The following is a 14,923-nucleotide window of genomic DNA, read 5'->3' on the forward strand; positions in this document are numbered from 1 at the left end:
CACTTGGCGGTCGCCGGCCCCGCACCCCGCTGGGCACTGGTTCTCGTCTCCCCGGGGCACAAGTTTCCCCCGCCACCGGCTTAAATTTGGGGGGGCGGGGCTACTCGAAGACTCTGAGCGGAAAGCTACCTCAGCGCTTTTCCTTGATCTTGGCCTTCTTGCCACGCAGATCGCGCAGGTAGTACAGCTTGGCGCGACGAACGTCACCGCGGGTCACAACTTCGAGCTTGTCGATGTTGGGGCTGTGCACCGGGAAGGTGCGCTCCACGCCGACGCCGAAGGAGACCTTGCGGACCGTGAAGGTCTCGCGAACGCCGCCACCCTGGCGACGGATGACCGCGCCCTTGAAGACCTGGACGCGTTCCTTGTTGCCTTCGATAACCTTCACGTGCACGTTGACCGTGTCACCCGGGCGGAAGTCCGGGACATCGCTACGCAGCGACTTTTCGTCGACGAAGTCGAGGGTGTTCATTTCCGTCCTTATTGGATTCGCGCGAACAGAGGAACCTGGCGGCTACCTGGTACAGGTGCTCTACCGGTTCGTGCTCCGGATAATTGGGCGGTGCCCGGGCGCATGATCCGCCCTAGGCAACCCAAGCATCATGCCAGATGGCGGGGTGCGCCGGTTAATCGGCCCCCACCCGGTGCTCAGGACCGGGAATTGGCCCGCGTGAGGGCGGCCGCGATGTCGGACACCAGCGGCGGATAGTCGGTGGGGCCGGTGACCACCTGGAGAAAGACCAGGCAGTCCTGGGCCTGGGTGGCTACCTCCAGGCATTCGCGGAGTTCCCCCACGGTAGCCGCGCGCAGGGTCAGCACCGAATTCTCGTCGCCGCCGAACGCGTGCGGCAGTTCGGACCAGCGCCACGGGGCGATGTCGTTGTAGGGCGCGTGCGCGCCGTGGATCGCGCGTTCGATGGCGTAGCCGCCGTTGTCGACCAGGATGATGACCCCGGTCAGGCGTTCGCGGATCCAGGTGCCGAGTTCCTGGATGGAGAGCTGGGCCGCGCCGTCGCCGATGACGAGCACCGCCCGCCGATCCGGGCAGGCCAGGCCCGCGCCGAGGGCGGCGGGCAGGGCGTAGCCGATCGACCCCCACAGCGGCTGGCCCAGGAAGGTGATGCCCGCGGGCATGCGCAGGGTGGCCAGCCCGAAGAAGGCCGAACCCTGATCCGCGACAACGATATTGCTGTTGCCCAGCGCCCCCGCGATGAGCGGCCACAGGGCCGCCTGGGTGAGCGGGGTCTCGGCGGGGGCGGTGTCGGCCGGTTCCGGATCCGGTGGCGCGGGGTCGGTGTGGGTGGGCGCGAAGTCGGCGGAGATCTCGGCGAGCACCTCGAGCGCGGCGGGCAGCGAGAGCGGCGCGAAGGCGTCGACCCCGGCGATGACGCTGCGTTCGGGGCCGATCTCCAGGGTCCGGCGCGGGTCGATGCGATGGCTGAATCCGGCGGTGATGCTGTCGGTGTACTGCACGCCGACGGTGATCAGGCGTTCGGCGTCCTCCACCGCGGCGCGCACGGGTTCGGGTGAGGCGGCGCCGGTGTAGACGCCGACGAAGCGCGGCCCGGACTCGTCCACGACGGTCTTGCCCCAGGCGAGGGTGGCGTGCGGCACCTCGCCGATGGCCAGCAGCGCGCGGAGTTCGTCGGTCGCCCCGACGCGGTCGACGAAGACGTCGGCGAGCACGGTGACCCGGCGGTCGGCCAGGAATTCGCGGGCCGCGCGCGCGAAGGCCAGGCGCGCGCCGTCGCTGCTGAAGTCGGCGGCGGGCGCGAGCGGGGCGGCCGGGGGCGCGACCTCGAGGCGCGCGACATCGGTGGACAGCATGAGATAGCCCGGACGGCGATGCACGCGAACCGAATTCAGGACGCGGTCGATCTCCTGGCAGGCGTCGGCCGCGCCGAGATCGGCCTGGGCGCAGGTGACTTCGGCGGCGATGCGGCGGAAGTGGTGGAAGTCGCCGTCGCCGAGCGTGTGATGGATGACGCGGTGGTTGGCCTGAATGTCCTTGGCGGGCACGCCGACGACGTGGACGACGGGCACGTGTTCGGCATAGCTGCCCGCGATGGCGTTGACCGCGCTGAGTTCGCCGACGCCGTAGGTGGTGACGACGGCTCCGATGCCGCGCAGGCGGGCGTAGCCGTCGGCGGCGTATCCGGCGTTGAGCTCATTGGCGCTGCCGACCCAGCGCAGGCCGGGGTGTGCGACGACGTGATCGAGGAAGTGCAGGTTGAAATCGCCCGGCACCCCGAAGATCTCGGTGACACCGAGTTCGTGGAGCCGATCGAGCAGGTAATCGCCGACAACGTAGCCCATGCCACACCCTGGCACGACAACGGTCATTCAGCAATCTTCTGGCTAACTGATCGGTGCGTCGAATGCGGAGCGGGCGGCGCCGCGATCACGGTGCGCGCCAATTCTTCCTCGGCCGCGCGGCGGACGTGATCGACATCGGGCTTCCCCGCGACCAGATCCTGCACGAAGATCTTGGCGGCGATCACCGGACGGCGATAGCGGCGCTCGCGGCGCATGGCCCGGCGCATGGTCCCGGGCCGTTCGCCGTAGCGCCAGCGCGCCCAGGGCGCGCCCGGACGGCTCAGCCGCAACGCGCCCACGAACAGCAGCGGCGGGAAGAACATCCCGAACAGGCCCGTCCAAATCTTGCCCTTGGCAATGACAATGGCGGCCAGCAGCAGGTTCACCACCGAAAACAGCGCGATCACCCAGCGCTCGGCCGGATTGGACTGGCTCCGGAAGTCGTTGATGTCCAACAGCCACAGCGGATGAAAACCCATCAGCAGCAACCCCGTCACCGCGACCGCGACGAAGACCGCGTCCACCGAGGTGCGCCCCTGCTCCTCCCAGTACACGTCGCGCAGGTAGTAGATGAGCGCGAACTCGTCGAGCACCAGCGCCGCCCCGACCCCGAAGAAGGCCGCGAGCAGGCTGATCACACCGACGCTGCTCTCGTACATGGTGATCAGGCCCGCGCCCGTACTGAGCACGAGGATCACACCGAACACCATGTGGTGGATGTGCACGTCCCCGGCCCGCACGTTGCCCGGCCACCAGCGCACCTGCTTGCGGATGAGCCGCACGCTGATCCGGATCAGCACGAACCCGATGATGAAACCGAGTAGCAGGCAGGCCAGCGGCAGTCGCCCGTCCGCGATCACGGTGTCTTCCATCCACCGCCGAAACGCCATACCCGTATCGCCTCCGCACTCGCCCGCCGGTCGCCCGGCCACTCGCCGCTGGATCCCCGACGGTACCCCTCCCCCACAAACCCCCAGCAAATCCCGCCCGTCACCGGCCCGAACCACCCACGACGCCGCCGCGAACCGCGGGAGAACGGCGAACGCCCGGCAGCGAACAGATCGTGCCGGCGGGCCGCTCTACCGTCCGCCGGAATTCCACACCCCGCCGACGGGAACGCCGCTGGGCGGCACCGCGATCGCGGTGCCGCCCAGCGAAAGGTGCGGTGCTACTTACCGAATCCGGCGCGGCGCAGGGCGTCGGCCATGGAGCCGGAGGCCGCCGGCTGCGGACGGCCACCGCCCTGGCGATTGCCGCCGGACTGGTTGCCCTGACGGGGATTGCCGCCCTGGCGGCCGCCGCCCTGACCACCCTGACGCTGGCGGTCACCGGACGGCCGATTGCCCTGGCCGCCGCGCGGACGGCCTTCGCCGCGTTCGGGTTTGGCGGCGCCGGGCTCGTCGTCCAGGCGCAGGGACAGGCCGATGCGCTGGCGCTGGACGTCGACCTCCATGACCTTGACCTTCACCACGTCACCGGACTTCACGACCTCGCGCGGATCCTTGACGAAGGTGTGGGACATGGCCGAGACGTGGACCAGGCCGTCCTGGTGCACGCCGATGTCGATGAAGGCGCCGAAGGCCGCGACGTTGGTGACCACGCCCTCGAGAACCATGCCGGGCTCGAGGTCGGCGACCTTCTCGATGCCGGCGGCGAACTCGGCGGTCTTGAACTCCGGGCGCGGGTCGCGGCCGGGCTTCTCGAGTTCGGCGATGATGTCGGTGACGGTCGGAACGCCGAAGCGCTCATCGGTGAAGTCGGCGGGCCGCAGCGCGCGCAGCGCGGTGGTGTTGCCGATGAGTTCGCCGACGGTGCGGCCGCTGACGTCGAGCATGCGGCGCACGACCGGGTACGCCTCGGGGTGCACCGAGGAGAAGTCCAGCGGATCCTCGCCGTTGCGGATGCGCAGGAAGCCCGCGCACTGCTCGAACGCCTTGGGGCCCAGGCGCGGCACGGTCAGCAGCGCGGAGCGGCTGCGGAACGGGCCGTTGGCGTCGCGGTGCGCGACGATGCTCTCCGCGACCGAGCCGGTGATGCCCGAGACCCGGGACAGCAGCGGCACCGAGGCGGTGTTCACGTCGACGCCGACCGCGTTCACGGCGTCCTCGACGACCGCGCCGAGCGAACGCGCCAGCAGGGTTTCGGAGATGTCGTGCTGGTACTGCCCGACGCCGATGGACTTGGGATCGATCTTCACCAGTTCGGCCAGCGGATCCTGCAGCCGGCGGGCGATGGAGACCGCGCCGCGCAGCGACACGTCCATGTCCGGCAGTTCCGCCGAGGCGTAGGCCGAGGCCGAGTACACCGAGGCGCCCGCCTCCGAGACCACGATCTTGGTGGGCTTGTTCTCGGGGATCCGCGAGATGAGTTCGGCGGCGAGGGCGTCGGTCTCGCGCGAGGCGGTGCCGTTGCCGATGGCGATGAGCTCGACCCCGAAGCGCGCGACCAGCGCGCCGAGCACGGCGAGGGACTTCTCGGTCTGGCCCTGCGGCTTGTGCGGGTAGATGACCTCGGTGGCCACCACCTTGCCGGTGGCGTCGACCACGGCGACCTTCACGCCGGTGCGGAAGCCCGGGTCCAGGCCCATGGTGGTGCGGGTGCCCGCGGGCGCGGCCAGCAGCAGGTCGCGCAGGTTCATGGCGAACACGTCGACGGCGTCGCGTTCGGCGGACTGGCGCAACCGCATCCGGGTGTCGATGCCCAGGCTGACCTGGAGCTTGGTGCGCCACGCCCAGCGCACGGTGTCCAGCAGCCAGGTGTCGGCGGCGCGGCCCTGGGCGGCGATGCCGAACTTGTGGGCGATGCGGCCCTCGTAGACGCTCCGCTCGCCGGGTTCGAGTTCCTCGGTGTCGGGTTCGAGGTGCAGGGTGAGCACCTCTTCCTTCTCACCGCGCAGCAGCGCGAGGATGCGGTGTGAGGGGAGCTTGTCGAACGGCTCGCTGAACTCGAAGTAGTCGGCGAACTTCGCGCCGGCCTCTTCCTTGCCCGCGCGCACGGTGGAGGTGACCTGGCCCCGGTTCCACATGAGTTCGCGCAGTTCACCGACCAGGTCCGCGTCCTCGGCGAAACGCTCGACCAGGATGGCGCGGGCGCCGTCGAGCTGTTCGGCGTCGTACTGCGCGGGATCGGTGGTCGGGTCGCCGATCAGGGCGTCGGCCACGGGCTCGTGCCCGGCTTCGCGCGCGATCTGGGCCTTGGTGCGCCGCTTGGGTTTGAACGGCAGGTAGATGTCCTCGAGGCGGGCCTTGGTGTCGGCGAGCATGATCTGCGCGTGCAGCGCGTCGTCGAGTTTGCCCTGGCCACGGATGGATTCGATGATCGAGCCGCGGCGCTCGTCGAGTTCGCGCAGGTAGTGCAGGCGCTCGTCGAGGGTGCGCAGTTGCGCGTCGTCGAGGCCGCCGGTGACCTCCTTGCGGTAGCGGGCCACGAAGGGCACGGTCGACCCGGCGTCGAGTAGTTCGACGGCGGCGCGCACCTGCTCCTCCCGCACGCCGAGTTCGTCGGCGATACGCCGACCCACGCTGGCTAGGCGAACGGTTCCCGCGCCCGGGGCATTGACACTGTCTGCGCTGACGGTTTCGGAGGCTGTCGTCACTTCGCAGACACTACCGGCGTCCGGCGACAAGCCCGAACAGTGCCGCACCGAACTGTCCGGAACGTCGCAGTCATTCGGTTTGTGGCGGATGCGGTCAACCGCAAACCCGAAGCGCGCGAAGATCACTCGCGGTGCGGGAGCGATGGTCGAGCACAGCCCGCTGCCGGGTATTAGCGGGAGCGGACGTGCGCGATGTCAGCGAATGTCCGGCTATTCGACGGTGGGCGGCAGCAGATCCGGACGCCGGGCGCGGGTGCGCTCGAGGGACTGCTCGCGCCGCCACGCGTCGATCTTGGCGTGATTGCCCGAGAGCAGAATGTCCGGGACATCCAGGCCGCGCCAGGACACCGGGCGCGTGTAGCTCGGACCCTCGAGCAGGCCGTCGGAGAACGAATCCTGTTCGTGCGACTGCTGATTGCCCAGTACGCCGGGAATGAGCCGGACGAACGCCTCGGTCATGACCAGCACCGCGGCCTCGCCGCCGATCAGCACGTAGTCACCGATGCTGACCTCTTCCACGCGCACCCGTTTCGCGGCGTCGTCGAAGACCCGTTGATCGATGCCTTCGTAACGGCCGCAAGCGAATACGACGTGTTGCTCGGCCGACCAGCGTTCGGCGGTGGCCTGGGTGAAGGGCACGCCCGCCGGGGTGGGAACCACCAGCAGGGCGTCGTCCGGGCACACCTGATCCAGGGCGTCGCCCCAGATGGTGGGTTTCATGACCATGCCGGGGCCGCCGCCGTACGGGGTGTCGTCCACGGCCTTGTGCACGTCGTGCGTCCAGTCGCGCAGATCGTGCACCCCGACCTCGAGGATGCCCTTGTCGATCGCCTTGCCCAGCAAGGCCGTTCGCATGGGGTCGAGGTATTCGGGGAAGATGGTGATGACGTCGATGCGCATCGCTACTCCGGGTCCAGCAGACCCTCGGGCGGATCGATGACGATCAGCTGGTCCGCAATCGAGACGGTGGGCACGATCGCTGTCACGAAGGGCACCAGGATCTCTCGGCCCGCCGGGGGGAAACCTTCCGACGCCTTGATCGAAAGCAGTTCTCCCGCAGCCGAATGCAGGACTTCCTTCACCGTGCCCACGACGGTGCCGTCACCCAGTTGCACGGTGAGGCCTTCGAGTTCGTGGTCGTAGTACTCGTCCGGATCCGCCGAGGGCGGCAGATCGGCGGAGTCGATCACGAAGAGCATGCCGCGCAACGCATCCGCGGCTTCACGCTGGACGAGCCCCTCCAGACGCACGAGAAGCCGGCCCGAGTGCTCCCGGGCCGACTCCACTACGTACTTCTGCGTCTGCTTCGCGCGCGGCAGCCGCCCCACGAGGGTGGCGCCGGGCGCGAAACGCAGATCGGGCTCGTCGGTGCGGACCTCTACGACGAGTTCGCCGCGCACACCGTGCGACTTGGCGACCCGCCCGACGACGAGTTCCATCTATTGATCCGTGTCGACCACGTCGACGCGAATGCCCTTACCGCCGATACCGGCGACGAGCGTGCGCAGCGCGGTGGCGGTGCGACCGCCCCGGCCGATCACCTTGCCCAGATCGTCGGGATGCACGTGCACCTCGACGGTCCGGCCACGACGACTGGTGATCAGTTCGACGCTGACGTCATCCGGATTGGCGACGATGCCGCGAACGAGGTGTTCGACGGCATCGGCGACGACGGCCGTCATTACTCGGCGGCCGGGGTCTCGGCAGCCTCGGAAGCGGCCTCGGCGGCCTCTTCCTTCTTGGCGGCCTTCTTCTTCGGGGTGACGGCCTCGGCGGTGGGCTCGCTGTCGGCGGCGGCCAGCGCGGCGTTGAACAGGTCCAGCTTGGACGGCTTGGCGGCCTTGGTCTTGAGGGTGCCCTCGGCGCCCGGCAGGCCCTTGAACTTCTGCCAGTCGCCGGTGATCTCCAGCAGGCGCTGCACGGGCTCGGTCGGCTGCGCGCCGACACCCAGCCAGTACTGGGCGCGCTCGGAATCGATCTCGATGAGCGAGGGCTCTTCCTTCGGCTGGTAGATGCCGATGGACTCGATGGCGCGGCCATCGCGGCGGGTACGCGCGTCGGCGACGACGATGCGGTACTGCGGGTTGCGGATCTTGCCCATGCGGGTCAGCTTGATGCGAACAGCCATTAGCTGTGCCTTTCGGTGGCGACCGCCGCTGAGGGCGATCTGAGTGGTCACGGCCGCAATTCAGCAGCCCACACGGGGTGGGCCCGGTTTTGCGTTGAGTGTGTGACCGCCGCGCGGAACGTATCCGGAGACGGGCTGCACTTTTCCTCGATGAGGACGAGGGGCCATTCTGCCAGACCCGCCCCGAACCCGAGAAATCGCCCTCCGCGCACCTGTCATCGGTACCGCGGGCCTCCCCCGAAAACGACTCGGCCCGCCGGGTCCGAAGACTACCGGGCGGGCCGTCGGTCGGTCGGGCGCGCTATCGGGCGCTGATCGACGAGCTGAGCGAATCGACACTGCCGAGGAACATCTTGGCGGCAATGCTAGCGATCAGACCGGCGATCACGGTCTCCACGGAACCCACAGCAGGTCTCCTCATCGGGTCGAACTCCAGAACGTGTGAAGCATGACCCATTCACACTCTCGAGGCGACCGGAATCACGAGATTGGACCACTGGGCACCACTCAGCGGGATTCCACCGTCAGCGCAGATCCGCCGTGTCCACCGTGACCGGGAACGGCGCCGGCGCGATGACGGACTCACCCGCCGCGGCATAGACCTCCTGGCGATACGCCGTTTCCCCGAGCCTGTACCCGCAGAACTTGGCGGGCTTCCCCGCCGGTAGCTCCACCACCCACAGGTAAGGCACGCGCGCGGCGGCATATCCGGCGATCTTCGTATCGCGCTCCTCCCGGGTGTTTCCCGGAGACCAGACCTCCACCGCCAACAGCAGTTCATCCGGCCCGTAACTGACCCGGTCGATACCGCCGGAGACGACCGCGACATCCGGAATGACCCCGGTCCGGAAGGCCGTGCTGATCTTCACGGCAATACCCGGCAGGACGTGCAGGTCGGTTCGACCGGCCGCCCGCAGCGCGGTACGCAGGACAACGGCCAATTCGAGCGAAGCGTGCTGATGCGACCCGGTCGGCGCAGGTGTCATGTAGAGGTACCCCAGGATGAGCTCGAGACGAGATCCATCGGACGGCTGCTCTTCGGCTAGCCAGTCTTCCAGCGTCATCGGGCCGAGGGGGTGGATTGTGGAAACCTCCGCTGTCATCGTCACTTCCGTCCGGTCGTGTCACCACAGCAATCACACAGATTGACGCCGGTTCCAGCTCCATCTGCAGACTGGCTCATCGACGTTGTATGTCAAGTTCGCAGACTGCGGATGTTTCGTCCGCAGGTGTCGTACACCCCCAAGCATGGCACGAACGGGGACCACCGATGGACCAGAAGAGCGAACCGAGCTCGTGGCGGAGACCACTTAGCGACGGCCCGCTCAGCGGTAAGCAGTCACCGGGTCGCGGCGGTCGTAGACGTGGCCGCGCAGGACCACCCAGGAGGGGGTGGACAGGACGGCGAGGTTCTCGCGGGGGTCGTCCTGGTAGACGACGAAGTCGGCGGGGGCACCGGGCTCTATCGCGGGGTGGTTCAGCCAGGCGCGGGCGTTCCAGGAGGCGGCGCCGAGGGCGTCGTGGGGGGTGAAGCCGGCGCCGGTCAGGGCGATGATCTCGTCGGCTATGCGGCCGTGGGTGATCGAGCCGCCCGCGTCGGTGCCGGTGTAGATGGGGACGCCGGCCTCGTGCGCCTTGCCGATGGTCTCGCGGGAGCGGGCGTGCAGATCGCGCATGTGGGCGGCGTAGACGGGGAATCTGCCCGCGCCGGCGGCGATCTCGGGGAAGGTGTCGATGTTGATCAGGGTCGGCACCAGGGCGACGGTGTGGCGGGCCATGAAATCGATGGTGTCGTCGGTGAGGCCGGTGCCGTGCTCGATGCAGTCGATACCCGCGTTCAGCAGGCCGGGGAGCGCGTCCTCGCCGAACACGTGTGCCGTGACCCGCGCGCCCTCGCGATGGGCGGCGTCGATGGCCTCCTTGAGCACGGTGTCGGACCACAGCGGCCGCAGGTCGCCGACCGCGCGGTCGATCCAGTCCCCGACGATCTTCACCCATCCGTCGCCGCGCCGGGCCTGCTCGGCCACGATCTCCGGCAGATCGCGCTCGTCGTCGAGATCGATCCCGAGCTCGCGGATGTACCGCTTGGGCCGTGCGATGTGCCGCCCCGCCCGCACGATCCGCGGCAGATCCATCCGCTCGTCGGCGAAGCGCGTGTCGATGGGTGACCCGGCGTCACGCAGCAGCAGCACCCCGGCGTCGCGCTCGACCTCCGCCTGCGCGATGGCCCCTTCCGAATCCTCGTGCCCGCCACCGTATTTGATCCCCACGTGGCAGTGCGCGTCGACCAGGCCGGGCACGATCCATCCCGAGGCGTGAATGGTCTCCGCGTCCGCGACGGGCTCGAACGAGATCACCCCGTCGTGCACCCACAGATCAACGAATTCCCCGGTGGGCAGTACCGCCCCGCGAAAATGCAGACGCATGTCCGACCTCCTGGTCTCGGCCTCCGCACATCGTAGTGGGTCGGCCCCGCGGGTCCGCCGCTCCGGGTCGGCCCCGTGCCACCGCTGCGGCCGGGACCGAGTCGGCACGACGATGCGGGCACATCCTGTCGATCAGGAACGAACCCGCATGCCGATTCCTTTGCTCGGGTGGATCTTTCGTCACGTACCCCGGGCGAATCCGGGTTCCGGGCGCCGCCGTCACGATGCGGCGGGCGCCCGACCCGTCACCCGATGGTGACCGCGCCGGACGCGAGGTCCTTCTCGATCTTGTCCATGGCGGCGGTGACGGCGGGATCGCTCGTGCAGACGACCAGGTCGGAAGCGCCGGTGCCGGAGGCGATGCCGAATCGGACCTGTTCGGCCTTGAAGGTGTCGTTCAGCACGGCGTTGACGGCGTATTCCAGTTCGGCGCCGGTGTCCTGCTTCGCGTAGGCGGCGTAGGCGGCTTCGGAGCCGCACGGCTTGACCAGGGGCCCGCCGACGAGCGTCGCGCCGCCCTCCTTGGCGGCCTGGGCCAGACCCTGGTGGCCGAGGTTGAGTTGCTGGCCGAAGACGTCGGCGCCGGCGCCGATACCGGCCTGGGTGGCCTGCTTCGCCTTCGCGACGTCGTTGAAGTCGCCGATGTACTGCGGGGGCAGAACGGTGACATCGGGCTTGGCGAGCTTGGCGCCCTGCTCGAAAGCCTTGGCGGTCTTGACGATCGCGGGCAGTTCCATACCGCCGAGGAAGGCGACCTTCCCGGACTTGGTGGTCAGCCCGGCGAACGCGCCCGCGAGGAACCCGCCGTCTGCCTGGACCGGGTCGTAGTAGGCGAGATTGCTCAGCGGAGCCGCGTCGGCGGGACCGCCGATCTCGACGAACTTCACCTTCGGGAAGGCGGGGGCGACCTGGCGCAGCACCGAATCGGTCTGCCCGCCGAAGGACACGACCAGGTCGGTGGTCGAGGCGAGGCGGGTGAGCACCTGCTGGTAGTCGGCGGTGCTGACCTGCTCCACCTTGGTGAGCGAAACCTTGTCGCCCAGTGTGCTTTCCAGTCGCTGATAGCCTTCGTACCCGGACTGCATGAAGCCGTCGTCGGAGATGGATCCCGGGAACATCACCCCGACTTTCACCTTGGAGCCGGTGTCCTCGGCGCTACTGCCGCACGCGGCGACGGACGCGCCGACGGCCAGGGTCAGCAGGGCGACAGCGATCTTCTTCATGGTTCTTCCTTCGAGGGGTTGAGATACGGGCGGGGCGGTTCGTCATGCGGCGAGGTCGATGTCGGTGCCGATGCCGCGGCGGCGGGCGATATCGACGAGGAGGCGGGCGGCGGCCAGGTCCTGCAGGCCCACGCCGAGGGAGTTGAACAGGGTGATCTGCGCGGGATCGGTGCGGCCGGGTTTCGCGCCGATGAGCACCTCGCCGAGCTCGTCCCCGACGTGGTCGGGCCCGAAGACGCCCGCGCGCAACGGAATCAGCGCGTCCCCGGATTCGTGCAGCGTGGACAGTCGGCTGTCGACCACCACGCGGGCACGGCGCATACCCTCGCTGTCGATCTCGCGATGGTCCGCGCGCGGCGGGGCCCCGACGGCATTGACATGCAAGCCGGGATGGAACCATTCACCCTGCACCACGGGGTCTTTCGAGGGCGTGAGGGTGCACAGCACATCGGCCTCGGCCACCACCTCCGCCGGGGAACCTGCTACCTCGGCTCCCGTCTCGGCCGCGAAAGCCTTGGCGGTGGCACCGGTGCGGCTCCACACCACGACGCGCTCGAACGGCAGCACCGCGGTCAGCGCCTCGACGTGGGTGCGGGCCAGCGCGCCGGCGCCGATCAGTCCGAGCACGCGACTCTCGGGGCGCGCGAGCAGTTTCGTCGCCACCGCGGACGCGGCGGCGGTGCGGAACCGGGTGACCGCGCCGCCGTCGATCAGCGCCGCGCAGGCGCCGTCCGCGGTGTTCACCGCCAGAATCGCCGAACGCTGCACCGGCAGTGCGTGATCCCGGTTGGCGGGGACGTCGGCGAGCAGTTTCACCGCCGCCATCCCGGCGCTGCGGGACGCGGCCGCCATGACCAGGAAGGCGGCATCGGAGCCGGGCAGTCGCATGGCCGGCGGCGCGGGCAGCACGGCCTCGCCGCGCGCCAGTTCCGCGTGTGCGGTGCGTACCGCGGCGATGACCTCGGGCAGCGTGATCATCGCGAGCACGTCGGAGCGCGTCAGGATCAGGGTCATGCTTTGGCCTCTCGGAGGAAGGGCTGGGTGAGGGCGGCGGGGGCGCGGCTCGCGCCGACCAGACCGCTGACCGCCAGCACCGCGAGCAGATAGGGCGACATGACCAGGACCGCCGTCGGCACGTGAATGCCGAGCGCGGGCGCGGCGAACTGCAGCGCCTGGGCGATGCCGAAGAGCAGGCAGGCCAGCAGGGTCGGCCAGGGCCGCCATTTGCCGGCGATCACCGCGACCACGGCGAGGTACCCGGCGCCGGCGGTGATGTTGTCGGTGAAGGCGTGCACGTCGGCCAGCGCCAGGTGCGCACCGGCCAGACCCGAGGCGATGCCGGTGACGAGGATGACCGCGTAGCGAAAAGCCTTGACGGGCAAGCCGGATCGGTCGGCGGTGAGCGCGTCCTCGCCGATGGCGCTGATCGCCAGGCCCCAGCCGGTGCGGTGCGAGAACACCACGGCCAGCGGGACCGCGAGCGCGATGGCCAGGTAGCCGAGCGCGGTCTGCGCGAACAGGGCGCGGCCGATCACCGGGATATCGCTGAGGAGAGGGATGGCGAGCCGGTCGAAACCCGGAACCGCCCGTCCCTCGGTGAAATACAGGCGCGCGCCGTAGGTCGTGGCGCCGAGCGCCAGGGCGTTGGCGGCGATGCCGGTGACGATCTGGTCGGCCCGCAACGCCACGCTCAGCACCGCCTGGATGACCGCGACCAGCAGGGCGGCCACCAGGGCGCAGAGCACCCCGACGAGCGCGCTGCCGGAGCTGTGCGCGCCGACCGCGCCCGCGAAGGCGCCGGTCAGCATCATGCCGTCGACGCTGAGGTTCAGCACGCCCGCGCGTTCGCTGACGAGCTCGCCGGCCGAGGCGACCGCGAGCGGAATCGCCAGTCGCACACCGCCGTCGAGCAGTTCTCCGATGGCGCTCATCGTCTGTTCTCCTTACGCAACAGCACCGCACCGGCGACGAAGATGATCAGCACGCTCTGCACCACCTGGATCGAGGAGGCCGGAACCGACGCCGCCAGTTGCAGATTGATGCCGCCGGAGGCGAGCAGTCCGAACACCAGCGAGATTCCGGCGACCGCGGTCAGCGAGCCGCGCGCGAGCAGCCCGACCACCAGGCCCGCGAACCCGTACCCGGAGGTGAAATGCTCGGCGAGCACGTAGGGAACGGTCGCGACCAGGCCCGCCCCGGCCACCCCGGCCAGCCCGCCCGCCACCGCGAGCGCGCTGAACCGCAGCCGGTGCACGCCGATCCCGAGCCGGGCCGACGCGGCTTCTGACTGCCCGACGGCGGTGAGCCGGGTGCCGGTCGCGGTGCGCCGCAACACGATCGCGGTGATCACGGCGGCGACCACCGCCACCACGACCGCGATGGTGGCGGGCGAGCCCTCGATGCCCAGGAGCGGCAGTCGCGCGCCCTCCGGCAGCGGCGCGGACTGCGGCAGGGTTTCCGACGAAGTGATCGGCTGGCGCAGCAGTCCGGCCTCGTGCACGACGAGCGTGACCAGCCCTAGTCCGACGAAGTTCAGCAGCAGGGTGGTGATCACCTCGCTGGTCCCCCGCCGCACCCGCAGCCCGGCCGCGATGCCCGCCCACGCCGCGCCCGCCACGAATCCGGCCGCCAGCACGAGCGGAACCCCCACGGCCGCGGGCGCTCCGGCGGGCAGCCACAACCCGACGGCGGCGGCCGCGATCCCCCCGAGCGCGAGCTGGCCCTCCCCGCCCACGTTGACCAGCCCGGCCCGGTGCGCGACCGTGAACCCGGTGCCGATCAACGCCAGCACCGCCGCCATGTTCAGCGCGCTGCCGAACGCGTACGGGGTCCCGAACATCCCCTCCCACAGGGCATCCGCGGCGGCGGCGGGCGACGCGCCTCCGCCGAGTACGAGCGCCAGGCCGACGGCCAGTGCGGCCGCCACCGCGCCGCCGTAGACGGCGAGATCACGTGTGAGGTTCGGTGCGGGAACAAGTTTCGCCGTCTTGCGGAGCCTGGCCACGACCGACCGGCCGTCCGGCGTACCCGGCGTGCGGGCATCCTCGGCCGCGTCGGCCGCCAGGGGCACGACACCGGTGGCAGATTCGCTGTCGCGAGACGCCACGTCCGGCATCTCGGGCCCGAATTCGGTGGCGGGTCCGGTCTTCCGCGTGGGCCCGTCGCCCGAGGCAGCGGGAACCGGCCCGGAACCTCGCGTGTTCCCCGCCCCCTCGGCATCCTGGGCCACGAGCGG

At 69.7% G+C, this 14,923-nt stretch carries 14 protein-coding genes; all 14 read right to left on the reverse strand.

From position 1 onward, the window contains the following. Nucleotides 1-130: 130 nt before the first annotated feature. Complete coding sequence (rplS, locus tag ACWIGI_RS29865; RefSeq protein ID WP_354987409.1) at nt 131-472, reverse strand: 50S ribosomal protein L19; 342 nt, start codon at nt 470-472, stop codon at nt 131-133. Nucleotides 473-648: 176 nt separating this feature from the next. Continuing rightward, on the reverse strand, nt 649-2,343 hold the full coding sequence (locus tag ACWIGI_RS29870) for an alpha-keto acid decarboxylase family protein (protein WP_454205923.1): 1,695 nt from the start codon (nt 2,341-2,343) through the stop codon (nt 649-651). Further along, nucleotides 2,340-3,206, reverse strand: coding sequence for a hypothetical protein (locus tag ACWIGI_RS29875; protein ID WP_454205925.1), 867 nt, complete (start codon nt 3,204-3,206; stop codon nt 2,340-2,342). The genes ACWIGI_RS29870 and ACWIGI_RS29875 overlap by 4 nt, the downstream gene beginning before the upstream one ends. Nucleotides 3,207-3,484: 278 nt before the next feature. After that, nucleotides 3,485-5,836 carry a Tex family protein gene (locus ACWIGI_RS29880; protein ID WP_454205927.1) on the reverse strand — a complete coding sequence of 784 codons (2,352 nt, stop codon included), beginning with the start codon at nt 5,834-5,836 and terminating at the stop codon, nt 3,485-3,487. Nucleotides 5,837-6,121: 285 nt separating this feature from the next. Next, nucleotides 6,122-6,811: a tRNA (guanosine(37)-N1)-methyltransferase TrmD gene (gene trmD, locus ACWIGI_RS29885; RefSeq protein WP_454205929.1), complete on the reverse strand. Its 690-nt coding sequence runs from the start codon at nt 6,809-6,811 to the stop codon at nt 6,122-6,124. Nucleotides 6,812-6,813: 2 nt separating this feature from the next. Continuing rightward, on the reverse strand, nt 6,814-7,350 hold the full coding sequence (rimM, locus tag ACWIGI_RS29890) for a ribosome maturation factor RimM (RefSeq protein WP_454205931.1): 537 nt from the start codon (nt 7,348-7,350) through the stop codon (nt 6,814-6,816). After that, nucleotides 7,351-7,593, reverse strand: coding sequence for an RNA-binding protein (locus tag ACWIGI_RS29895; protein WP_354987403.1), 243 nt, complete (start codon nt 7,591-7,593; stop codon nt 7,351-7,353). It abuts the gene before it with no gap. Continuing rightward, nucleotides 7,593-8,039, reverse strand: coding sequence for a 30S ribosomal protein S16 (gene rpsP / locus ACWIGI_RS29900; protein WP_454205933.1), 447 nt, complete (start codon nt 8,037-8,039; stop codon nt 7,593-7,595). Before rpsP ends, ACWIGI_RS29895 begins: the two co-directional genes overlap by 1 nt. 524 nt (nt 8,040-8,563) lie before the next feature. Then, nucleotides 8,564-9,142 (reverse strand): Uma2 family endonuclease, encoded by a 579-nt coding sequence (locus ACWIGI_RS29905; RefSeq protein WP_454205935.1) that lies wholly within the window; start codon nt 9,140-9,142, stop codon nt 8,564-8,566. A 222-nt stretch (nt 9,143-9,364) separates the two neighbouring features. After that, nucleotides 9,365-10,465 (reverse strand): amidohydrolase family protein, encoded by a 1,101-nt coding sequence (locus tag ACWIGI_RS29910; protein WP_454205937.1) that lies wholly within the window; start codon nt 10,463-10,465, stop codon nt 9,365-9,367. Between the two features lie 245 nt (nt 10,466-10,710). Next, nucleotides 10,711-11,688 carry a BMP family ABC transporter substrate-binding protein gene (locus ACWIGI_RS29915; RefSeq protein ID WP_454205939.1) on the reverse strand — a complete coding sequence of 326 codons (978 nt, stop codon included), beginning with the start codon at nt 11,686-11,688 and terminating at the stop codon, nt 10,711-10,713. 42 nt (nt 11,689-11,730) lie between these two features. Further along, nucleotides 11,731-12,702 carry an ornithine cyclodeaminase family protein gene (locus tag ACWIGI_RS29920; RefSeq protein WP_454205941.1) on the reverse strand — a complete coding sequence of 324 codons (972 nt, stop codon included), beginning with the start codon at nt 12,700-12,702 and terminating at the stop codon, nt 11,731-11,733. After that, entirely contained in the window at nt 12,699-13,619 is a 921-nt protein-coding gene (locus ACWIGI_RS29925; RefSeq protein WP_454205943.1) for an ABC transporter permease, read from the reverse strand. Before ACWIGI_RS29925 ends, ACWIGI_RS29920 begins: the two co-directional genes overlap by 4 nt. Further along, nucleotides 13,616-14,614 carry an ABC transporter permease gene (locus ACWIGI_RS29930; RefSeq protein WP_454206114.1) on the reverse strand — a complete coding sequence of 333 codons (999 nt, stop codon included), beginning with the start codon at nt 14,612-14,614 and terminating at the stop codon, nt 13,616-13,618. Before ACWIGI_RS29930 ends, ACWIGI_RS29925 begins: the two co-directional genes overlap by 4 nt. Nucleotides 14,615-14,923 lie beyond the last annotated feature (309 nt).

The organism is Nocardia sp. NPDC055321 (assembly GCF_053645575.1).